This window comes from Pseudoalteromonas sp. SWYJZ19 (assembly GCF_015864375.1).
Taxonomy (GTDB): Bacteria; Pseudomonadota; Gammaproteobacteria; order Enterobacterales; family Alteromonadaceae; genus Pseudoalteromonas; species Pseudoalteromonas arctica.
On sequence record NZ_JADYXI010000014.1, the window covers coordinates 77,982 to 99,666 of the forward strand.

Consider the following 21,685-nt stretch of genomic DNA (forward strand, 5'->3'; position numbering starts at 1 on the left):
TTGGTGGGTGAATTTGCAGCAGTATGTTTGGTTTTTAGGCAGGGCAGAGCCTATGTAGTGTGGTTATTCCCCATAAATAGGCGATAACGCAGCATAAAGACCAAACATGCGCTGCCCAAAGGGTTCTTTCTAGGGACGATTAACTCTTTGTTGCTCGGTTTTTACTTAGCCCACTAGGTTACAAACCTCGCGCCGCGATTTAATCGCCCCTAGATTGAACAAATTTCAATCCACAAAGGTCAACACGCCCTAATATCAATAGTAATTAAGAGTGAGCTAATTATGACAACGCCAAATTTAAGTGAAGAACACGCAGTAATTTTAGGACTTGGAGCAAAAAAACGCCTAGCCTATATGTTCGAAACCGTACAACAGTTCAAGCAAGTATGGATTTTAAACGATGATGATGGCTGCGTTATGCTTGCCAACGAAGATGACGACTGTGTGCCAGTTTGGCCAACTCGCGAATTTGCAGAAGCATGGGCAACTGGCGAATGGGCTGGCTGCAGCGCTAAAGCAATCCCACTTGCTGACTGGTTTAGTCGCTGGACACCGGGTCTTGAGGAAGATGACTTACTTATTGCTGCCTTCCCTACAGAGGAAGATGATGGCACGATATTGTTTTCAGATGAATTTGAAAAACAATTAAAAGCGCCAAAGCAAAAATATTAAGGTTCAAAGCCTAAATACTCAGAGTTCTAAAATTTATAAACGCGGCACTTAATTTAGTAGTCGCGTTTTTATTGGCAATATCTAAAATTCAAATAAGCCTGCGTAATTGCATCTGGATTTTCTACTTGCGGATAATGCCCAAGCTCTACAAACTCTTGTACGCGCGCATTGGGAATAAGCTTTTTATAATGCTCAATCATATGCTTACCAGAGATTGGGTCTTCTGCGCCTGCTATAAACGTAAGTGGTATATTGCTATTTATGATGGCACCAACCCAGCGTGCTCGGTTTTGCTGCCTCTGCTTTATATAACTAATGAGTTTGGGCATTACGGCTAAGCCATCTTTATAAATTAGCAGCTCCCAAAGTGTGTCTACCACTTGTTTTGAAGGCGGTGTACTTTTACCAAAAATAGTAAGTAGATTATTGGCAAATTTTTGTTTATTCATTAATTTTGGCACTATCCAACCTAGCTTTGAAAGTAAAAGCTTTTGTATAAATAATGGTTTATGCACTTCAGGAAATAACCCACCATTTAAAAAGCACACACTGTTTATTTTAAAGTCACTTTGGCTAACGACTTGCCTTGCTAATAACTCTTGAGCCACAGTATCGCCATAGTCATGAGCTAAAATATGTATATCATTAATATTTAACGTTTTTAAAAATTGAGTATATAAGTCGGCTTGTTCAGTAATTTTATAGCCTGCATTTTTAGGTTTATCTGACAAACCAAAACCTAGCATATCGAGTGTAATTACAAAATAATGTTCACTAAGGGTTTGCCACATACCTTCCCAGTCCCAACTAGCACTTGGAAAGCCATGTATTAAAAGCAGCGCAGGCTTAGTTATATCACCAGCTGTTTTAGTAAAAATTTGATGGCCACTAATTTGAGTAAATTGACCCTGTGATTGCCACTGTTGAAGAGAAAACATATATTAGCTTAATTTTTATTATTGATTTGTTAGTTTTATCATAAAGATAATGAAAAAAGGAAACAAAACCAATGCATAAAATTTGCATTGCCTTATTAAAAGTCATGTTAAAATTTAATAGTGTAATCTACATAAACTCGATGGTCAGCTCTATCGCCTTTAACACCATCAACACTGCCTGATTTTTCGGTTGTATAATCTACAAATAACCAACGTAAGCTTAAGCCTTTTATTTTCTCAACTTTATAGCGAGTATCTACAGCCCAATATTTTTCGTCGGCTGTACCGCCTAACTTACCCAACGCAGAGTTTTCAGCATCGCTGCCGTCTGTGTAGTAAAATTTAGTTGTTAAGCCAGGCGATACTGCTTTCAAATCAATTCCTAAACGAGCTTGCCATGATGTTTCATTTTGATTTGTTAAATCGGCACCAATTAATGAGCGAGTTGGAAATGGGTTTGTACCATGGTCGCCACTGAAATTATCTTCAATCCAAGCATCACTTACTTTAGTAAATGCCGCACCTACACTCCAAATATCTTTTTTCCAATCAGCATCTAGGTAATAGGCAAACCCATCGTTTTCACTTTTGGTTAAACCTGTTAATGCACCAGGTGCATCTTCATCATCTAAATCACCACCCTCTGCGCCTGTTACAAATAAATCGCCATCATCTTGTGAGGTAAATATGCCAGTTGAAAGGGTTAACTTACTTTGCTCAAGCTTAATGTCGTAACTGATTTTTAACCCGATTTTACTTAAATAATTGTGTGAATTTAAATATTCAGCCTCTAATATTAGATTGTCTTTTTTATGCGTAGCACCTACGCCCCAAATTACGCTAATAGCACCAGTTGCCGATTGATCGGTAGAAAAGTCTTCCCATCTATCATCGTGTCGACGGCTCCATTTATCGTAAACGTAACCGTATAATTTAGTGTTACCAATTTTGTAATCGCCAAAAACGCCTCTAAAAGTATTAGGAATAGCCCGACTCCCAGAGCTTTTAAGCAACATACTTTTGGTTTTTTGCCCACCTACTTTAACGTGACCATTGTTGCCCAATTTAAAATCTAAAAAATATTGTCCAAATTTAGAAAAGCTATCGTCAACTCCACCGCTCTCATTACCTGCTGGCAAAATATTACCTGCGGCTGAACCCGTAGAATTAATATCCATCACGGTGTAAGTCGATACACCCACACTCACTAAATCGTTTATATAACCAGATGTGTAATTGAGCTCTATACCTTGAGCAAAAGTTGAATCGTCACTTGCGTCGTTATCGTAGTCACGGTCAAAATAAATTGATCTAAGTTTTATATTAAATTCATCTTGTTCTGTCAGCCCATTAACAGCGGCATACGAAGGAATAGAAATACATGTTAATACTGCGCCTGTTGCCGCAAGTAATTTAGATACTCGGTGAGCCATAGTTATCTCCGTTACCTTGTTTTGTTTAAGTTTTAACTGTGCAGTGCATAGCAGCATGTATTTTTTCGACCTACACGGTAAACATGTCATAAGGTAATTACATTTTAAGTAATCACGTTTTCTTTCACGCTACTAAAATATAGAACAATATAAGTTTTTAATGTTTTAATTTTCATATTATAAAATATTAAGTGTTTGTTTTGTTTCGGATGAATTATAAAAGTAAGGTGAGCATCGTCTCTTGCTCGCTCGAACCTATACCGATAGTTCCCTTTAAAAGCGTCATAATATTGGTTAAATTTTACTTTATTTAAACTTAACAAAGTAAAGTTATAAGCAAAAACTAAAAGCTATCCGTTGTTTTTTGAGCACCTAATATTCACTAAAAAATCGATAAATATAAAAATCAGCACCTTTAGCTAATACTTTTGTTGTTCGCTATAAAGTAGCAAAAAACATAAAAATTATTATATTTATATACATGTTCGTCTTATCTTGGTGAGTAAAATCAACTTTTTATATTACATCCACTCTAAACCTTTATAAAATATATATATTCTAATTAATAACAAAGTTGTATCCTGAATAATAAGTGCTATATTTATTTCGATGATAAAACAGATATACTGTCAGTATATTAATAATAAAGGATGAGTTAATGTTTTCAGGACGACCGGTTAGTAAAAGGTTATTAATCTCGGTGCTTACTCATGCTATTTTTTTCATCAGTGGTATTGTATTAACTTACTTTGCCCACGCTGCACATCAAGATGCTGTTAATAACAAAATAAATGAAGCCCTCAACAACCGCCTTTCTTCACTCTCAACAGGCGTTACTAGCAGATTCGACTTATATAAATATGGGCTATACGGTTTAAAAGGATTTATACACGGCATTGGCGTTAATAATTTAAGCTACCAAACAATTTCTAATTACTCTAACAGTCGCAACTACGCCCAAGAATTCCCTGGAGCAAATGGTATTGGCTTTATAAGAAAAGTGAATGCCGAAAACTTAGCTCAATTCTTAAAAACTGCAAAATCCGATCGGCCTAACCAAATATTCGAACTAAATAAACTAGCTAACGAAAGTGATGAGCACTTTATTATTCAGTACATATTTCCTGAGCAAAGTAATTCACGGGCTCTAGGACTCGATATTGCATCGGAAAGTACACGTAAAAAAGCAGCATTAAATTCTGCAATTAATAACCAAGTTCAATTATCGGCGCCTATTACGTTAATCCAAGCGGATAACAAATCGAAACAAGGCTTTTTAATTTTACTACCAGTTTATAAAAATATTATTATTCCAACTGATAAAACCCAGCGTTTAGAGCAATTAATTGGATGGACTTACTCCCCTTTATTAATAAACAATATTTTAGACTCTCTTTCCCAAGCTGATGAAAATAAGCTAGTCATTAGCGACATAGGTAACAACGTTAAAACTGACTTTTTTAGCTACGGCATTAAAAGCAACTCGGCTGATTATCAGTTAAATAAAGTAATTAAAGTGATGGGAAGAACATGGGAAATCACACTTAGTGCTTCAGACACATTTATTGAATCACTACACTTGCCGAGTAAATATCAAGCTATTGTCAATGGTGTTTTTTATACCCTTATTTGTATGTTTATAACTTTAATAATTCAGCTGTTTTTTTACCGTAGAGCACAAAGAACACAGCAAAGAATTATCAAAGCTAAACAAAATAAGCATATGCTGCAGCAAACAAATTTAAAATTAGAAAAAGAAGTAAAATTACGCACTAAAGAAATTGCTGATATAAGTATGCTTCAACAAAGTATTTTAAACAGTGCCAGTTACTCTATTATTGCGACCGACATAAATGGCTTAATTACTTTATTTAATCCCGCCTCTGAAAAGTTATTAGGCTATAGAGCAAAAGACGTTATTGGAATTGAAAATCCGGGTATTTTTCATTTAAAAGAAGAAATTATAAAAAAAGCCAAACAGCTTAGTGCAGAGTTAAATGAACCTGTTTTCCCTGGTTTTGAAGTGTTTATCTTAAAAGCAACTTCTACAGAGCCTGATATCAATCAGTGGACATACATTTCTTCTACAGGCGAGCACATACAAGTTAATATAAGTGTTACCTCTTTATTAAATAACGAAAATGAAATTGTTGGCTATTTGGGTGTAGCATACGATTTGACCGAACAAATTAATCACGAACAAGCTCTCGGACATGCTAAAGAATTAGCTGAACAGGCATCACAAGCTAAATCTGAATTTTTAGCAAATATGAGTCACGAAATACGCACACCTATGAATGGCATACTAGGTACATTACAGTTACTGCAAGAGCAGCCATTGAATGAAAAATCAAAAGAGTATTTAAAAAAATCACTTTATTCGACCCGCTCACTCACCACTATTATTAATGATATCCTCGACTTTTCTAAAATTGAAGCTGGGAAGCTTTCATTAGAATATAAATCATTCGACCTTTTTGAACTTATTCACCACTTAGAGTCTGATCTTGGCCTGCAAGCCAGTGATAAAAATATATACCTTAAATTTATAATTAATATTGAGCATAAGTATTGGGTGGGCGACCCCGTTAGACTCAGACAGATATTTTTAAACCTAATATCTAATGCGATTAAGTTTACGTCGCAGGGTGGCGTTACAGTAACGTTTAGGCTAACCGACGAAAATAAAATATGTTGTTGTATATCAGACACCGGAATTGGAATTTCTGAGCAGGCTATAGAGCGATTGTTTGAGCGCTTTGAACAAGCAGAGCAATCAACTACGCGTGAATATGGCGGTACAGGTCTTGGCTTACCTATTACTAAATCATTAATAGGTTTAATGAATGGCGAAATTAAAGTAACAAGCCAATTAGATTCAGGTAGTCAGTTTTATGTGTACTTACCATTAAAACAAGCACAGATTGATGAAAGCACATTAATAACAAAAAATGTTGAGCTTCCTGACCTATCTGGAAAAACTATTTTATTAGCTGAAGATAATAAAATAAATCAGCTTGTTGCATCTGCGATGCTTGAGCCTACAAAAGCCACCATTATTATTGCCAACAATGGGTTAGAAGCAATCTCATTATACGAGTCACACAAGCCAGACATTATCTTTATGGACATTCAAATGCCGAAAATGGATGGTCTTCAGGCATGTAAAAAAATTAAGGCGCTTAATAACGAACAAATTGTTATCGCGTTAACCGCTAATGTTTTTACAGAGCAAAAAGAAATATACAGACAGTTATTTGATGGTTACGTTTCTAAGCCAATTGAAAAACATGAGCTTGTAAGCATGTTATCAACACTCTATTTAGTTAATAGTTAGTCATTACGGAGGCATTAAAAAACCCAGTTACTAATACCTTTCGATATTAGTAACTGGGTTCTAAGAATAATGGTGGAGGGAGAGGGATTCGAACCCTCGTTAGGGATAAACCTAAACACACTTTCCAGGCGTGCGCCTTCAGCCACTCAGCCATCCCTCCACAGTGCTGCAATTGTGTAATGCAACAGCGCGCTATAGTATGAAATAGACCCTTAAGGTGCAAGGCATTTTTAAATATGAGCCTTTAAATGCTTACTTATCAAGCAATAGCTTATATATAGGCACAAAAAACGGCTAAATCTTAGACCTAACCGTTTTAATTTATACTTTTAAAATTACTTAGCCATGCTCGCAGTAAATTCAAGCATGCGATTTAAGGATTTAAGTGCGCCTTCGCGTAAATCCATATCAACGAATACTTCTTTACCTTTAGGGCTTATGAGGGCTTCCTCAATCGCTTTTAAGCCATTCATTGCCATCCAAGGGCAATGTGCGCAACTTTTACATGAAGCGCCCTCACCTGCCGTTGGAGCCGCAAAAAACTCTTTATCTGGACATAGTTGCTGCATTTTATAAAAGATGCCGCGATCTGTTGCTACAATAAACTTTTTATTGTCCATTGTTTGCGCAGCTTTAATTAATTGGCTCGTAGATCCAACCGAATCGGCAAGTGCAACAATTTCTGCTGGTGACTCAGGATGAACTAATACGCCTGCATCTGGGTGTAGCGCCTTCATATCTTTTAAGGCTTTAGTTTTAAATTCGTCATGTACGATACATGCACCATTCCACATAAGCATATCAGCACCGGTATTTTTTTGAATATAACTACCAAGGTGCTTATCTGGGCCCCAAATGATTTTTTCGCCTTGCTCATCAAGGTGCTCTACTATTTCAAGTGCACATGATGAGGTTACAATCCAATCTGCACGCGCCTTAACTGCGGTAGAGGTGTTTGCATACACAACCACTTTACGGTCAGGGTGCTCATCACAAAACGCTGAGAACTCGTCTATCGGGCAACCAATATCTAGCGAACACGTCGCTTCAAGCGTTGGCATAACAACCGTTTTATTTGGCGTTAAAATTTTGGCTGTTTCGCCCATAAATTTCACGCCCGCGACGATGATCATATCTGCATCATGACGTGCACCAAAACGTGCCATTTCTAGCGAATCGGCAACGCAGCCGCCGGTTTCTTCTGCAAGTGCTTGAATTTCAGGATCGGTATAATAATGTGCAACAAGTACTGCATTTTTATCTTTTAGTAATTGTTTTATACGCGCTTTATATTCGCCTTGCTCGTCATTTGTTAACGGTGCTGGCTTAGGGGGGAAAATATAACCTTCAGGCATAATAGTTTGAGCTAGACTCATGTTCTCGACCACTTATCTACAGTGCATTAATTAGGGCGAATTATACGAGAATATAAACATAAATAACAGCAAACTAGTTAAGCTGTTTATAAAAAATAGAATGGGAATTTAAAAAAGAATATAAAGGAAAGTATTAGAGAGTGGTGGGTCATGATGGATTTGAACCATCGACCAATTGATTAAAAGTCAACTGCTCTACCAACTGAGCTAATGACCCGCTCTAATATAAATCTGCTTTGTAAAAAGCTGCGTAAATCCGCCGATTAAAACTTTCATAGAATGGTGGGTTATGATGGATTTGAACCATCGACCAATTGATTAAAAGTCAACTGCTCTACCAACTGAGCTAATAACCCGCTCTATGCGCTTATTCAATTATGAATGAAGCTTACGTATANGCTTATTCAATTATGAATGAAGCTTACGTATATCCGCCGATTGATGCCAAACACTATTCACAAGGAATAAAGAATGGTGGGTCATGATGGATTTGAACCATCGACCAATTGATTAAAAGTCAACTGCTCTACCAACTGAGCTAATGACCCGCTCTTATAACTTTTCATAGAATGGTGGGTTATGATGGATTTGAACCATCGACCAATTGATTAAAAGTCAACTGCTCTACCAACTGAGCTAATAACCCGCTCTATGCACTTATTCAATTATGAATGAAGCTTACGTAAATCCGCCTATTGATGCCAAACACTATTCACAAGGAATAAAGAATGGTGGGTTATGATGGATTTGAACCATCGACCAATTGATTAAAAGTCAACTGCTCTACCAACTGAGCTAATAACCCGCTCTATTGTTGCGTTTTAAATGCAACTTACTACTTTACGTAAATCCGTCGATTGGAACCAATCACTATTCAAAGGAATAAAGAATGGTGGGTTATGATGGATTTGAACCATCGACCAATTGATTAAAAGTCAACTGCTCTACCAACTGAGCTAATAACCCGTTCCAGTTGCTAACTTATTTCTAAGTTAAAGCCTGCGTAAATCCGCCGATTGATACCACACACTATTCACAAGGAATAAAGAATGGTGGGTCATGATGGATTTGAACCATCGACCAATTGATTAAAAGTCAACTGCTCTACCAACTGAGCTAATGACCCGCTCTGACGTTGCGTTTTATAACAACTTAGTATTCTACGTAAATCCGCCGATAAAAGACCATTCAAAGAATGGTGGGTTATGATGGATTTGAACCATCGACCAATTGATTAAAAGTCAACTGCTCTACCAACTGAGCTAATAACCCGCTCTTTTTGTCGCATTTCGAGTGGGGTAACCATTCGTTTGCTGCGGGCGCTTATAATACTTATTTATAAAATGAGTGCAACCGAAATTGTCTCTTTTTTTAAGTTTTTATGTCTAGATGCACAAAATTAAACCGTTTGTGCTCAAACTACATGCAAATCCAAGATTCTTCGAGAGTTTCCATGTAGTTTGCTCGCCCTAACTAGAAATTTAATCGCTAGTGAACTTTAGTTTCCTAAACGATCAGTTGCTAGTTTTGCAGCGGTTGTACTTGGGTATTGATTGATAAGATCGCTCAATATTTTTTGCGCTTGCGCCGCTGAACCTTGATCTTGTAAAAGTGTGCCTAACTTTAGCATCGCATCTGGGCGTTTATTAGAATTTGGAAATTCGTTCACAACGACTTTAAAGTGCTCTACTGCTTTTACACCATCATTTTTAATAGTAAGCAACTGCCCTAACCAATAATGCGCATTAGACGCATAGACAGAGTTTGGGTAGGTAGTTAAAAACGTTTGAAATTCAGGAATCGCTTGGTCATAGCGTTTATCTTTCATTATTAACGCAACAGCGCGCTCATAGGCTTCGTTTTCAGATAAGTCACTGCTATAGGTCTGTGCATTGCTTTGTTGTGTGTAATCAGTTGCGGGAGCTGCTGCTGGCTGTGTATAAGCCTGGCTCACGCGGTTTTCAATTTCTTGATACAACTCACGCTGACGCTGCAGTACTTTTTCAAGCTTGTAGCTTTGCTCTTCGGTTACACCTCGAATTTGGCTTACTTCGTCTTGTAACAAGTTAAGCTGTTGCTGTAACTCAACTTGCAAAAAGTTACGCTGTTGCATCATATTCTCAAGCGACGCTAATCGCTTCTCAATACTTGATTGTGAACTCGCAGCTTCTGAAACAGGAGCGGGAGCAGCCATTAACTGGGTGCTCCCGCTCAATATCATGGCTGCCAAAATAATTTTCGGCTTCATAATATCTCTTATCTTAGTAAACTAGTACCGCACGGCGGTTTTTAGCGAAAGCTGATTCAGTGCGAGACTTAACCATTGGCTTCTCTTCACCGTAGCTTACCACTGACATTTGGCTAGCTGAAACACCTAAGCTTAATAAGTATTTTTCAACTGCTTGGCCACGGTGCTCACCTAATGCAATATTGTACTCTGGAGTACCGCGCTCATCTGCATGGCCTTCAATTAGTACTTTAACTGATGAGTTTTGAACTAAAAACTCAGCATGTGCACGAAGTAAGTCTGCGTACTTGCTTTCAACTGTCGCAGTATCAAAATCAAAGTATATTACTTGCTCTTGACGAAGTGCTTCGTACTTTTGACGAAGTTGTTCTTCTGCTTGTTGCTCAGGAGAAATTGTAGCAACTTCAACCGTATCAGTGTTAGTTGATTGCTCAACAACGCCTTGATTTGATTGGTTTGCAGCACCTTCATCAATATCTGAAGATGAGCTACAAGCTGCTAATGTCATTACTGGCACAGCAATTAGCAGGCCTTTAAGTATTTTGTTAAGTTTCATTGAGTAGATTCCTATTTTGAGTAAACCAGTAATATTACTGTAAGTATGGCGACCAAGCTGGTGCCTTTACTTGTCCGTCTAGCACAGGTAACCGTGCCTTAAAGCGGCCGTCCATCGATACTAGCGCAAGTACCTGTTTATTATTATGAAGCGTGCTATATATAATCATCGAACCATTTGGCGCTATGCTCGGTGATTCATCTAGGCGTGTTCTCGTTAATACTTGGAACGCGCCTGTAGCCAGCTCTTTCTTAGCAAGATGGTACTGCCCGTTGGTACGGTTAACCATCACTAATTCTTTTCCATCTGGTGTTATTGAACCAGCAAGATTCATATCACCATCAAAGGTGAGTCGCTGTGACCTACCAGTTTTTAAATTTAACTTATAAATCTGAGCATTACCACCCCTTTCAGATGTAAACACAATATCTTGACCATTAGGGTGCCAAGATGGCTCAGTATCTATGCTACGGTGATTTGTTAAGCGTGTTTCTTTACGTGTAGCTAGGTCAAGCATGTAAACTTCTGTTGCACCCGTCTTGTCCTTAGAAAGCACTAACAATAGCTTTTTACCATCTGGCGAAAACTGCGGTGCACCATTAATACCACGGTAGCTTGCTATTATTTCGCGTTTACCTGTGTATATATCTTGAATGTAAATTTGGCTTTGACGGTTTTCAAACGTTACATACGCTAACTTAGTACCATCTGGTGACCACGCTGGCGACATTAAAGGCTCTTTTGAGCGAAGTAATACTTGCTCATTAAATCCGTCATAATCTGCAACAACTAACTGATAAGGCTTATCATCATTATCACGTACTATTACATAGGCAATTTTAGTTAAAAATGCGCCTTTTTCACCAGTCAATCTTTCATAGATAACGTCACTGATTCGATGAGAGTAACGGCGAAAACCACTTTCACCAATAACACTTTCACGCGCTTCCAAAATATGATCTTGGCTTTTAACTAGCTTACCATTACTCATCATTTGTGTGTTGCCACCGGTAATTTGGCCGCGGATCACGTCAACTAACTCATAACGCACTAAGTAACGCCCATCAGTTTGCTGCTCAACTTCGCCCACTAATATCGCTTCCACACCTTTATTAACCCAAGATGCGTAATCAATTTCGCTATCTTTGGTTGGCTGTTGTGGCATTTGCGCTACATCTACAGGCTTAAATTTACCACTGCGCATTAAATCGGCAGCAATAACACTGCTTAATTTTTCAGGGATTGGGCCAACACCTTGGTACTTAAAAGGTACTATAGCAATGGGCCTTGCACCGTCTACACCCTCAGTTATTACAATTTCAAGTGCTGCATTAGCAACACCCACAAACCCAAACAGTAAAACTAAACAGGCTATTTTTATTTTGTTGAACATATCATTCCTTTAAAATTCTGGCTTGATTGTTAAATTAATATTCTTAAGTTGTTCGAATACGTCTTTATCTTTAGATACCGGTAATGTGTCGGCCATGCGCACTGCTCTTAATGCAGCTTCACATACCAACTTATCGCCACCTAATGATTTAACTTGCGTTACTAAACCATTAAAACCTAAACGAATATTTACTCGGCACTGTTGGTTTTTCATTTTTTCATCAATCAATAAGTTTTGCTGAATACGCGCCATAATTAATGCACGGTACTTATCAACTTCGCTTACCACTTGTTGTTGACGTATTTTACTACGGGCAGCCTGCTCTTTGGCAAGTTGCTCTTGTAACATTTGCTCTTGCATTGCTTGCTGGCGTTTACGTTCGGCCTCGGCTGCACGCTCTTTTGCTTCTTCTTCACGTTTTTTACGTTCAGCTTCTGCTTTTTTAAGTGCGTCTTCTTCGGTTTTACGCTTATCAGCAGCAGCTTTTGCTGCACTTTCAGCTTCTTGCTTTTGCTTTTCAGCTTGCTTAGCTTTAGCGCGCTCTTTTTGCTCAATGGCACGTGCTTTTTTAGCTTGTGCTTGCGCCTCGGCTGTTTCTTTTTCTTTAGCTTTACGTTCTTGCTCTAGCTTTTTAATATGCCTAGATTCAGATTCGCGTTGCTTACGTGCATTGGCCGCTCTGCGTTCTAAATCGCGGATACGTTTGTCTTCAGCACTTTTTTTATCTTTTTCTTTCTTTTGAAGTTCAGCAATTTTTTGCTCAACTTGTTTTTGATCAACTGTAACGGCTGATACTGCTTTATCTGGCGTAGGTATAGCCGAATTAAGCGTTACTTCCATTACTTTAGGTGCTGGCGGATGAATGTTTGCAGACGCATACAAAAAACCACCAATTCCTAAATGAAGTACTATCGATTTTACTACTGAACTATTCATACAGCTACTTCCCCTCAAAGGATTCAGTCATTAATCCTACTGATGGTACGCCTGCATTTTTCAAAAAATCCATTAGTAATAATACTTCTTGATACGACACCTTACCCGAGCCTTTAATCATAACTGGCACGTCAGGGTTTTTCATTAACTGTAATTTTATAACCGCAGCAACATCAAGTGCTTCCATAGGCTCTTCAGGATCAGTACCTACGCTTACATAATATTTACCCTCTGCATCAATTGAAGCAATAATGGGCGGAGTATCTTTAGTATCAACTAAATCAGACTCTTCCATTTTAGGTAAATCAACTTTTACACCGTGTGTAATAAGCGGTGCTGTTGCCATAAATATAATAAGTAATACCAACATTACATCAATGTAAGGTACTACATTAATTTCTGCGACCGGACGGCGCTTTTTACGCTGATACATTCGCTTGTGCCTCTATTTGTGTAGCTGCTTGACGGTGTAAAATATTAGCAAACTCTTCCATAAAGTTAATATAGTGAGACTCAAGCTTTTCAACACTGTTTGAAAAGCGGTTATAAGCAATAACGGCCGGAATTGCCGCGAATAAACCCATAGCAGTCGCAATAAGTGCCTCTGCTATACCGGGTGCTACCATTTGTAATGTAGCTTGCTTAACTTCACCTAGTGCAATAAAGGCATTCATAATACCCCAAACTGTACCAAACAAACCGATGTACGGACTAATAGAACCTACCGTTGCTAAAAACGATAAGCTAGATTCAATTTTTTCAATTTCACGAGAAAGTGCAACACGCATAGAACGATGCGTCCCTTCCATAACAATACTCGCACTTTGAAATGTATTCTTTTTATGACGAGCAAACTCTTTAAAGCCTGAAGTAAATAAGGCTTCAATACCTTGAGACTGACCGCTGCGTGACGATATTTCGTTATACAATTTACTTAGATCAATACCAGACCAAAATTTTTGCTCAAATTTCTTAGCATTTGATAGTGCATCTGATATTGCTTTTTTACGCTGAAATATAATTGTCCACGACATTACAGACATGGCAACTAGCCCTAACATCACTAACTGAACAAGCAAGCTTGCTTCTAAAATTAGGTCTAAAAAATTAAGCCCTGATCCCACGTTAAACTCCTAAGTAATTTCAAAATACGGCAAATTGGTTAATTTGTGTAAATATGACCGTTTATACGGTCAAAAGTTGCATCTAGTGTATCTAGTCCATTTCAAGCTGACAACGGTATTGCTATGAATAGGCAACAAAAAACGTTAAAAAACAGCTTTAGTTGGCATTTCCCTTTGCCTCAGTATTTTATTTAATCTTTTAAATAAACTCGCTAACTATAAATATGCGTAAATATATAAGTAAAACGTCATAAAATGCGCCGTTTATTCAAAATAAGAGCATAAACACTCAAAACCTATAAGCCTTACCTTCACGTAACAGTAAAACTAATACCGAGCCACATCAAAAGAAATAACTTAAGCCATAAATTTCATTAACTTATAAATTTAACGATTAATTAACGCGCAAGATTCAAACAACAATAAAATTCACCGAATTAGTTTTTCTAATCTGAAAATACAAATTTTCTAGTTTGAATAAAAAGGTGATCTTACGTATTATTCTCCCATACCGAACTAGCGCACTGAATGAGATAGTTTCATTAAGCCAAGTTCTTAGTAATAGGATATTTTATCGTATTACATTGTTTTACTCTTTCTGGATAAAACCAAATTCAGTAAAACGTAGTTCCCTGGATTACTTCCTTCAACTTGTTGTTTGCCCGCATTTTTTGCGGGCTTTTTTTTGCCTGCAATTTGGTGCGCTACATATTTTATACCAACCTGCATAAATCTTTGATCAATTTAACGAATTAAATTGCACTATAACGTCGTTAAAAATTTTTTATTTAGAACAACTAGATACAAAAACTTTTGCCTAGTTCTAGCGTAATTTTCTTAACGTTAAGTAGACCCCATATATAAGCAGATTGGTATTATTTATAAACTAATAATTGCCCTACCTATTTTACAATAAGTAATTCGGTTACTAGTTTGAATGGTACGCAGGATAGCTTCGCGAGTCTTAACGCCCTGTGAATTAACAGTTAACTATAAAGCGTATAAGTATTTTGAAATAACATTTGCAACAGTGTGCTGAGGTTTTGGGTAAAATACCAGCCGTATAAATATTTGAAAGAAAGGTATACTAAGTCAATTACCTGCTGCGCAATAAACCACAGCAAGTAATGTATATGATGAGGCTAGTCTTTTTTAGGAAGTAAACCAAAGTGATGATATGCACTGACAGACACGATTCGACCACGCGGAGTACGCTGAATAAATCCTTGCTGAATTAAAAACGGCTCTATTACATCTTCTATTGTTTCACGCTCTTCGCCAATAGCAGCCGCTACATTGTCGAGTCCTACTGGGCCGCCCATGAATTTTTCAATTATGGCGAGTAAATATTTGCGATCCATATAATCAAAACCACTTTTATCTACGTCAATCATATCAAGCGCTTGCTTAGCTACTTCGGCATTTACTGTACCGTCAGATTTTACCTGTGTGTAATCGCGTACACGGCGTAATAAACGGTTTGCAATACGTGGTGTACCACGTGAACGTTGTGCAATTTCGGTTGCGCCGTCGTCACACATTTCTAAACCAAGATAATGTGCAGAGCGCCCTACTATATGTGATAAATCCTCTACAGAATAAAACTCTAATCGCTGCACAATACCAAAACGGTCACGTAGTGGCGATGTAAGTGAGCCTGCTCGCGTAGTGGCACCAATAAGCGTAAATGCAGGTAAGTCTAATTTAATAGAACGCGCAGCTGGGCCTTCACCAATCATTATATCAAGCTGGTAGTCTTCCATTGCTGGATACAGTATTTCTTCAACTTGCGGGCTTAGCCTGTGTATTTCATCGATAAACAGTACATCGCCTTCTTCTAAATTAGTAAGTAACGCAGCTAAATCGCCTGCTTTTTCAAGTACAGGGCCGGATGTTGTTTTAATACTTACGTGTAATTCGTTGGCAACGATATTTGCAAGCGTGGTTTTACCTAGCCCTGGTGGGCCAAATATTAATAAATGATCGAGCGCTTCACCACGGGTTCGCGCAGCTTCAATAAAAATTTCCATTTGCTGCTTAACATGAGGCTGGCCTCTGTAGTCGGCTAAAAGTTTTGGTCTTATTGCACGATCTATAGAGTCTTCATTTGTTTTTTCAGTCGCATCAATTAAGCGATCCGCTTCAATCATGGGTTACTCACAACATTGATTTTAAAGATTCTCTAATAAGAACCTCAGTAGACATATCGGGTTTGCTTATCGATTTTACTGCTTTTTGGGCTTGTGGCAATTTATAACCTAATGCAAGCAGTGCCGATACGGCATCATCGGCTGCGTTATTAGCTATTGTCGCATCGCTCATTGGCTCTATTACTGCGCTGTCGCTAAATGGCGTAAATAAATCATTACCCCAATCTTTTAATCTGTCTTTCATTTCGAGTACTAAACGCTCGGCTGTTTTTTTACCTACACCCGGTAATTTAACTAGCGACGTTGAGTCTTCGTTATTTACACAGCTTACAAATTGCTTTGCCGACATGCCCGATAAAATAGCTAAGCCAAGTTTTGGACCAACGCCATTTGCTTTTAATAGCTCTCTAAACAAGGCGCGTTCAACTTTATTATTAAAACCAAATAATAATTGAGCATCTTCACGCACTACAAAGTGGGTGTAAACAATCGCGTTTTCACCAATTTTTGGTAAATCGTAAAAACAGGTCATTGGCATTTGTACTTCGTAACCGACACCACTTACTTCGAGTAATATTTCTGGTGGCTGTTTTTCGACTAAAATACCATTTAAGCGGCCTATCATAGTTATTTCCTTAAACGTCCTCTAACGATTTTGCTTGCGCTACCCGCTAGTTTAATTAAATTTTGTTCTGAGTGAGCGTGGCAAATCGCAATAGCAAGTGCATCAGCTGCATCGGCCTGTGGCGTACCTGGTAGTTTTAAAATATTTTTTACCATGTGTTGCACTTGAGTTTTATCAGCGCCACCGTTACCTACTACTGCTTGCTTAATTTGCCTAGCTGAATATTCAAATACGGGCAAGTCGGCCATTGCAGCGCCAACAATAGCAGCGCCTCTAGCTTGGCCAAGCTTTAAAGCAGAATCGGGGTTATGCGCCATAAATACTTTTTCAATGGCAAAGGTTTCTGGCGAAAACTGCTCAATAAGCTGTGTAATGCCTTGATAGATCATTTTAAGCCTAACCGGAAAAGGATGATCGGCTAACTTAATACAACCACTGCCTAAGTATGTAAATTTAGAACCTTGGTGGGCAACAACGCCATATCCGGTCAAACGTGAACCAGGATCGATCCCTAAAATAATGGCCAAACAGCACTCCATTGTTATTATTTTTAAATTACGCTAATAATGCCAGAGCACTGTATAAATTACCAGTACAAAGAAAAACAAAAATGCCCACGTGTTAGGTGGGCATTTGAAGGAGCATGTTAGTTTAAGCTTACCCTAGGGCACGCACTAATCCTTGGGTATTTTGTTTAAGTGTTCGGGCAATCATTAAATAGCCTAAACCAGCCACAAATACACCGCCAGCTACCGGACCAATAATCCATATATGCGGATGTAACTTACCTGCTAAATCAAACATTTGTTGCTGCACAATTAAAAGCGCTATATCACTAAAAAATGCAGCAACTAAGCCAGCTAAACCGCCGAGTAATAAAAACTCGTACAAGGTCGCGTTTTTAATTAATCGGCTTTTAGCGCCAAGTGTTCGCAGTATTACAATTTCTTGCATACGCTCACCTAAACTAGCTTGCACTTGCGATATAAGTACAAGCGCGCCACACAGCACAACAATTGCAAGTACAAAGCCAATGGCGAGTGATACTTGCGAAATAGTTGTTTGTATTTGCTTAACAAAGTTATCAATATCAATCGCTGTAATAGTAGGGTAAGTACGCAATAACTGGCTAAAGTCACGCTTTTGATCTGGGTTTATACGTACCGACGAAATATACGTTGCCGGAAAATCTGCAAGTACATCTGGGCTTAAAATAATAAAAAAGTTAGGTTTAAGCGTGGCCCAATTAACTTTGCGCACACTGGTGATTTTAGCATCGAACGACTGCGAACCAATTAAAAATGTTAGCGTATCGCCTATCTCAACATCTAAACGCTCAAGCATCGACTCCTCTACTGAGGCTTCAGCCATCGCATTTTCACCAAACCACGTGCCTTGTGTTACTTCATTTTGGTCAGGCACATCTTTAAGCCATGTAAGATTTAGCTCGCGGCCAATACCTGCACGTGCTTCTTCGTCTTTTTTCTCGTTGTCTTGCAGCGATACTGAACGTGCTACCAACTCGCCATTCACCGCATTTACGCGCCCACGAATAGTGGGATAAAACTCTGATACTTGAATATCTTTTTGAGCTAAATATTCATTAATTGGCTCAAGCTCATTTTGCGTAATATTAACTAAAAACGCATTAGGCGCGTCGCTTGGAAGTTGCGACTGCCAATCAGATATCATGTCGTTTTTAAGTACCACTAAAAACAGCAGTAATTTAATCGCTAACGAAAAACTAATTAACTGTACCGCGTTCACATTTGCACGCTTTTGAATAGATGCAATTGCAAGCGACCAACTGTTACCTGGCTTAAGCCCTAATTTTCGACCGCCACCAAATATTAATTTAGATATCAAAAACAACACACCAATTAGCGCAAGCGTTGAGGCAAACAAAATAAGCGTTATTTTTATGTTGTTACTAAATAACCACATTAATAAAAACACAGTTAGCGCACTCATGCCTAAATGCACACGACTTACTGCCAACTTGTCACCTAAGTTACGGCGCAGCACTCTAAGCGGTGGAATATCAAATAAATCAAATAACGGTTTAATAGAAAACATAACAGCACAAATTACGCCAGTGCTAATAGCCACCAGCCACGGTTTAAAGCCACCTAAAGGTAGCTCTGTGCCCATACTTTTTGATAAGTAACTTGTTGCTGTTTCTTGCAAGCCATAACCAATTAAAAGCCCAATGCTTACCGCCATTGCACATACAAGCAATAAATGGAGCATGTATATTTTGCGGATCATTGAACGGCTACCGCCTAGCGTTTTCATCATCGCTACTGGATCGTATTGGCGTTCACAATAACGTTTTGCTGAAACGGCTATAGCCACTGCGGCTAAAATAATACCCAATAAGCCAGCGAGCAATAAAAAGCTCTCTGCGCGGTTTAAACTATTTGAAATAGGTGATTGACGGTCTTTAACGCCGTACCATTGTTGGTTTTCTTTCATTTGTGGTTTGAGCCACTCGTAAAAGCTATTTATGTCAGCCTCACTACCGGCATAAAGTTGGCGGTAATAAACACGACTACCCGGTTGCACAACTTCGGTTTTTGCCACATCGTCAATATTAATAAGCACACGACGGCTGCTTGAAAATACATTAAATGGCGCATCGGGCTCTTCTACAATAACTTTTGAAACATTAAATAATGCAGCGCCAAGTTCTACTTGCGCACCTATATCAATGTTTAAACTGTAAAATACTGACTCACTTAGCCACACATTACCAGGCGCTGGACCGCTATTAGCAACCTTAGTTTCACCTGTTAAGGTATCTTTAACTTTTAACTGCCCTTTTAACGGGTACGCATTAGATGCCGCTTTTACTGAGCTAAACTGCATTTCATCATCGGCAAACAACATAGTGTCGAAGTACACCATTTGCGCCGTTTTTAAATTTTGGCTCTGTGCTTTAGTAATAAAAGCAGTGTCGAGCACATGATCACTGGCTAGAACGCGATCTGCAGCAATAAAAGCACTGCTTTTTTGTGCAATACTTTGCCCTATTCGCTCAGTAACCATCGACAGTGTAAGTACGGTTAAAACAGCAAGTGCGATAGCCGCGCTTATAACGGTTAACTCACCACGGCGAAATTCTCGCGAAAATAACTTAAGCGCTAACTTAACCCACATCGGCAACGTCCTCTACTTCGCTTTTTACCAGTAAACCCGCTTCTATTTGAATAATATGCTCACATTTTTGTGCAAGCCCTTCATCGTGAGTAACTAAAATAAGCGTAGTGCCATGTTGAGTATTTAAATCAAATAATAAGGATTCAATCATTTTACCGTTTTTGCTGTCTAAGTTAGCCGAAGGCTCATCAGCAAACAGTATTTTAGGTGTACCAATAAAAGCACGCGCTATAGCAACACGTTGTTGCTCACCGCCAGATAGCTGCGACGGGTAATGATCAATTCGATGGCTCAAGCCTACTTTTTCAAGTAGAGCTATTGCTTGCTCTTTCGCATCACTTTCGCCAGCAAGTTCTGCTGGTAGCATAACGTTTTCAAGTGCAGTTAAGCTCTGTACTAACATAAACGATTGAAACACAAATCCAATTTTAGCCGCGCGCAGTGCAGCACGTTCTTCTTCATCTAAATTGTGTAATGGCTCGCCATCTAAAAATATTTCGCCGCTGCTTGCAGTGTCCAGCCCTGCTAATAAACTGAGTAACGTAGATTTACCAGAGCCCGACGTGCCAACAATAGCAACAGACTCGCCATGCTTGACATTAAAGCTGATGTCGCTGAGGATGGGCAGCTCACCTTCAAAGGTAGAGACTACTTTAGACAAACCATTAACTTGTATTATATTTAATTGAGAAAGCGCTGACATATGACTCATTCAATCCTACGTTTAGTATTCATTTTATTTTTAGTTATCAAACCGCTGAGTGCAGCAGCCAACAACACGATTTTAATACTCGGTGACAGTTTAAGTGCAGCCTACGGACTTCAACAAGAAGAAGGCTGGGTAAAATTGTTACAAGATAAATACGATGACGAACAAACCGACATAGAACTTATCAACGCCAGTATTAGTGGCGAAACATCTGGAGGCGCCCTACGTCGTTTAGATGCATTGCTTGAGCAATACGAACCCACTCATGTACTTATTGAGCTAGGTGCTAACGACGGTTTACGTGGTTTTCCAGTTAAAAAAATGCAAGCTAACTTAACGTCTCTTATTCAAAAAAGCCAAGCAGCTAATGCGATGACCGCCTTAATGGAGATTTACATTCCCCCTAATTACGGTCCGCGTTATAGCAAAATGTTTACAGACACTTTTACAGACGTTAGCGAAGAAACAAATGCGCATTTAATGAACTTTTTTATGCTAGATATTGCCAGCCAATCTGATCTAATGCAAAACGATAGTTTACACCCTAACAAAAAAGCCCAGCCATTAATACGAGATGAGATGTATGACTCGATCAAAAAGTGGTTAAATAAAGACTAGCCAATTAATACACTGCAAGAGAGCTATTTTATGCCTCTTGCGTAATAAACATCCAAACAAACAATCGCTTATTGATTTTTAAAAAAATACACGTACTATTGCATACAAAGTCGGTATGTGGCGCAGCTTGGTAGCGCACTGTCATGGGGTGGCAGGGGTCGAGAGTTCGAATCTCTCCATACCGACCAATTAACTCCTTTTTAAACAACAACCCTCGTTAATCAAAACCTAACCATCAGTAAACTTTACTTCCAGCAATTCGATAATACTGTATATCTACTTCATATTTTTTTATTATTAATCTTAATACCAACCTGTTTACACTGCACCACTGTGTCTTGTTTTAAAGACCTCTTACTCTCACCAAAAACGTTATCTATTTTAATAAAATAAAGTTAAGCGTATAATTTT

At 38.5% G+C, this 21,685-nt stretch carries 17 protein-coding genes and 10 tRNA genes; 4 read left to right on the forward strand and 23 right to left on the reverse strand.

Features of this window, described 5'->3' with window-relative positions; all coding sequences use genetic code 11:
• Positions 1-282 precede the first annotated feature (282 nt).
• Positions 283-672 (forward strand): DUF2750 domain-containing protein, encoded by a 390-nt coding sequence (locus I6F45_RS14415; RefSeq protein WP_007585609.1) that lies wholly within the window; start codon positions 283-285, stop codon positions 670-672.
• A gap of 68 nt (positions 673-740) precedes the next feature.
• Here I6F45_RS14415 and I6F45_RS14420 read toward each other — a convergent pair whose 3' ends face one another.
• Together I6F45_RS14420 and I6F45_RS14425 are read right to left on the reverse strand one after the other, a co-directional pair.
• Positions 741-1,610, reverse strand: coding sequence for an alpha/beta fold hydrolase (locus tag I6F45_RS14420; RefSeq protein ID WP_169043457.1), 870 nt, complete (start codon positions 1,608-1,610; stop codon positions 741-743).
• Between the two features lie 107 nt (positions 1,611-1,717).
• Positions 1,718-3,043: an OprD family outer membrane porin gene (locus I6F45_RS14425; RefSeq protein WP_165726146.1), complete on the reverse strand. Its 1,326-nt coding sequence runs from the start codon at positions 3,041-3,043 to the stop codon at positions 1,718-1,720.
• Between the two features lie 658 nt (positions 3,044-3,701).
• Between I6F45_RS14425 and I6F45_RS14430 the strand changes: the two genes are divergently transcribed.
• A complete protein-coding gene (locus I6F45_RS14430) occupies positions 3,702-6,380 on the forward strand; it encodes a CHASE domain-containing protein (protein WP_197119453.1) in 2,679 nt (892 codons plus the stop codon).
• Positions 6,381-6,450: 70 nt separating this feature from the next.
• On the opposite strand, the gene I6F45_RS14435 is transcribed toward I6F45_RS14430, so the two are convergent.
• The 21 genes from I6F45_RS14435 to I6F45_RS14535 form a co-directional block, all read right to left on the reverse strand.
• Positions 6,451-6,540: transfer RNA gene (locus I6F45_RS14435), tRNA-Ser, on the reverse strand.
• A 175-nt stretch (positions 6,541-6,715) separates the two neighbouring features.
• Entirely contained in the window at positions 6,716-7,756 is a 1,041-nt protein-coding gene (gene nadA, locus I6F45_RS14440) for a quinolinate synthase NadA (RefSeq protein ID WP_007580396.1), read from the reverse strand.
• A 141-nt stretch (positions 7,757-7,897) separates the two neighbouring features.
• Positions 7,898-7,973, reverse strand: a tRNA-Lys gene (locus I6F45_RS14445).
• 63 nt (positions 7,974-8,036) lie between these two features.
• A tRNA-Lys gene (locus tag I6F45_RS14450) sits at positions 8,037-8,112 on the reverse strand.
• A gap of 116 nt (positions 8,113-8,228) precedes the next feature.
• Positions 8,229-8,304 (reverse strand) — tRNA-Lys (locus I6F45_RS14455).
• 22 nt (positions 8,305-8,326) lie between these two features.
• Positions 8,327-8,402 (reverse strand) — tRNA-Lys (locus I6F45_RS14460).
• An 83-nt stretch (positions 8,403-8,485) separates the two neighbouring features.
• A tRNA-Lys gene (locus tag I6F45_RS14465) sits at positions 8,486-8,561 on the reverse strand.
• An 85-nt stretch (positions 8,562-8,646) separates the two neighbouring features.
• Positions 8,647-8,722, reverse strand: a tRNA-Lys gene (locus tag I6F45_RS14470).
• A gap of 84 nt (positions 8,723-8,806) precedes the next feature.
• A tRNA-Lys gene (locus I6F45_RS14475) sits at positions 8,807-8,882 on the reverse strand.
• 70 nt (positions 8,883-8,952) lie between these two features.
• Positions 8,953-9,028 (reverse strand) — tRNA-Lys (locus I6F45_RS14480).
• A 226-nt stretch (positions 9,029-9,254) separates the two neighbouring features.
• Positions 9,255-10,004 carry a tol-pal system protein YbgF gene (ybgF, locus tag I6F45_RS14485; protein ID WP_024590479.1) on the reverse strand — a complete coding sequence of 250 codons (750 nt, stop codon included), beginning with the start codon at positions 10,002-10,004 and terminating at the stop codon, positions 9,255-9,257.
• Between the two features lie 13 nt (positions 10,005-10,017).
• Positions 10,018-10,560: a peptidoglycan-associated lipoprotein Pal gene (gene pal / locus I6F45_RS14490; RefSeq protein ID WP_007580392.1), complete on the reverse strand. Its 543-nt coding sequence runs from the start codon at positions 10,558-10,560 to the stop codon at positions 10,018-10,020.
• Between the two features lie 34 nt (positions 10,561-10,594).
• On the reverse strand, positions 10,595-11,953 hold the full coding sequence (gene tolB, locus I6F45_RS14495) for a Tol-Pal system beta propeller repeat protein TolB (protein WP_101163332.1): 1,359 nt from the start codon (positions 11,951-11,953) through the stop codon (positions 10,595-10,597).
• A gap of 9 nt (positions 11,954-11,962) precedes the next feature.
• Entirely contained in the window at positions 11,963-12,889 is a 927-nt protein-coding gene (gene tolA / locus I6F45_RS14500) for a cell envelope integrity protein TolA (RefSeq protein WP_007580388.1), read from the reverse strand.
• 4 nt (positions 12,890-12,893) lie between these two features.
• On the reverse strand, positions 12,894-13,322 hold the full coding sequence (tolR, locus tag I6F45_RS14505; protein WP_007580386.1) for a protein TolR: 429 nt from the start codon (positions 13,320-13,322) through the stop codon (positions 12,894-12,896).
• Entirely contained in the window at positions 13,309-14,013 is a 705-nt protein-coding gene (gene tolQ, locus I6F45_RS14510) for a protein TolQ (RefSeq protein WP_007580384.1), read from the reverse strand. The genes tolR and tolQ overlap by 14 nt, the downstream gene beginning before the upstream one ends.
• A 1,142-nt stretch (positions 14,014-15,155) precedes the next feature.
• Positions 15,156-16,163, reverse strand: coding sequence for a Holliday junction branch migration DNA helicase RuvB (gene ruvB / locus I6F45_RS14515; protein ID WP_197160891.1), 1,008 nt, complete (start codon positions 16,161-16,163; stop codon positions 15,156-15,158).
• 7 nt (positions 16,164-16,170) lie between these two features.
• Entirely contained in the window at positions 16,171-16,788 is a 618-nt protein-coding gene (ruvA, locus tag I6F45_RS14520; RefSeq protein ID WP_002960647.1) for a Holliday junction branch migration protein RuvA, read from the reverse strand.
• Positions 16,789-16,790: 2 nt separating this feature from the next.
• Positions 16,791-17,315: a crossover junction endodeoxyribonuclease RuvC gene (gene ruvC / locus I6F45_RS14525; RefSeq protein ID WP_024612128.1), complete on the reverse strand. Its 525-nt coding sequence runs from the start codon at positions 17,313-17,315 to the stop codon at positions 16,791-16,793.
• A gap of 130 nt (positions 17,316-17,445) precedes the next feature.
• The gene (locus tag I6F45_RS14530; RefSeq protein WP_197160893.1) at positions 17,446-19,947 is read right to left on the reverse strand and encodes an ABC transporter permease; all 2,502 of its coding nucleotides are present in this window, start codon (positions 19,945-19,947) and stop codon (positions 17,446-17,448) included.
• Positions 19,937-20,650: an ABC transporter ATP-binding protein gene (locus I6F45_RS14535; RefSeq protein WP_165728877.1), complete on the reverse strand. Its 714-nt coding sequence runs from the start codon at positions 20,648-20,650 to the stop codon at positions 19,937-19,939. The genes I6F45_RS14530 and I6F45_RS14535 overlap by 11 nt, the downstream gene beginning before the upstream one ends.
• On the opposite strand from I6F45_RS14535, the gene I6F45_RS14540 reads away from it, so the two are divergent.
• Positions 20,651-21,274: an arylesterase gene (locus I6F45_RS14540; RefSeq protein ID WP_165728852.1), complete on the forward strand. Its 624-nt coding sequence runs from the start codon at positions 20,651-20,653 to the stop codon at positions 21,272-21,274. It begins immediately after the preceding gene.
• Between the two features lie 111 nt (positions 21,275-21,385).
• Positions 21,386-21,462, forward strand: a tRNA-Pro gene (locus I6F45_RS14545).
• The last annotated feature ends 223 nt before the right edge of the window (positions 21,463-21,685 follow it).

What these genes read in the sequence shown, in the direction of transcription:
- I6F45_RS14415 (WP_007585609.1), top strand. Translation starts at nt 283, where the DNA reads ATGACAACGCCAAATTTAAGTGAAGAACACGCAGTAATTTTAGGACTT.
- I6F45_RS14420 (WP_169043457.1), bottom strand. Translation starts at nt 1,610, where the DNA reads ATGTTTTCTCTTCAACAGTGGCAATCACAGGGTCAATTTACTCAAATT.
- I6F45_RS14425 (WP_165726146.1), bottom strand. Translation starts at nt 3,043, where the DNA reads ATGGCTCACCGAGTATCTAAATTACTTGCGGCAACAGGCGCAGTATTA.
- I6F45_RS14430 (WP_197119453.1), top strand. Translation starts at nt 3,702, where the DNA reads ATGTTTTCAGGACGACCGGTTAGTAAAAGGTTATTAATCTCGGTGCTT.
- nadA (WP_007580396.1), bottom strand. Translation starts at nt 7,756, where the DNA reads ATGAGTCTAGCTCAAACTATTATGCCTGAAGGTTATATTTTCCCCCCT.
- ybgF (WP_024590479.1), bottom strand. Translation starts at nt 10,004, where the DNA reads ATGAAGCCGAAAATTATTTTGGCAGCCATGATATTGAGCGGGAGCACC.
- pal (WP_007580392.1), bottom strand. Translation starts at nt 10,560, where the DNA reads ATGAAACTTAACAAAATACTTAAAGGCCTGCTAATTGCTGTGCCAGTA.
- tolB (WP_101163332.1), bottom strand. Translation starts at nt 11,953, where the DNA reads ATGTTCAACAAAATAAAAATAGCCTGTTTAGTTTTACTGTTTGGGTTT.
- tolA (WP_007580388.1), bottom strand. Translation starts at nt 12,889, where the DNA reads ATGAATAGTTCAGTAGTAAAATCGATAGTACTTCATTTAGGAATTGGT.
- tolR (WP_007580386.1), bottom strand. Translation starts at nt 13,322, where the DNA reads ATGTATCAGCGTAAAAAGCGCCGTCCGGTCGCAGAAATTAATGTAGTA.
- ruvB (WP_197160891.1), bottom strand. Translation starts at nt 16,163, where the DNA reads ATGATTGAAGCGGATCGCTTAATTGATGCGACTGAAAAAACAAATGAA.
- ruvA (WP_002960647.1), bottom strand. Translation starts at nt 16,788, where the DNA reads ATGATAGGCCGCTTAAATGGTATTTTAGTCGAAAAACAGCCACCAGAA.
- I6F45_RS14530 (WP_197160893.1), bottom strand. Translation starts at nt 19,947, where the DNA reads ATGTGGGTTAAGTTAGCGCTTAAGTTATTTTCGCGAGAATTTCGCCGT.
- I6F45_RS14535 (WP_165728877.1), bottom strand. Translation starts at nt 20,650, where the DNA reads ATGTCAGCGCTTTCTCAATTAAATATAATACAAGTTAATGGTTTGTCT.
- I6F45_RS14540 (WP_165728852.1), top strand. Translation starts at nt 20,651, where the DNA reads ATGACTCATTCAATCCTACGTTTAGTATTCATTTTATTTTTAGTTATC.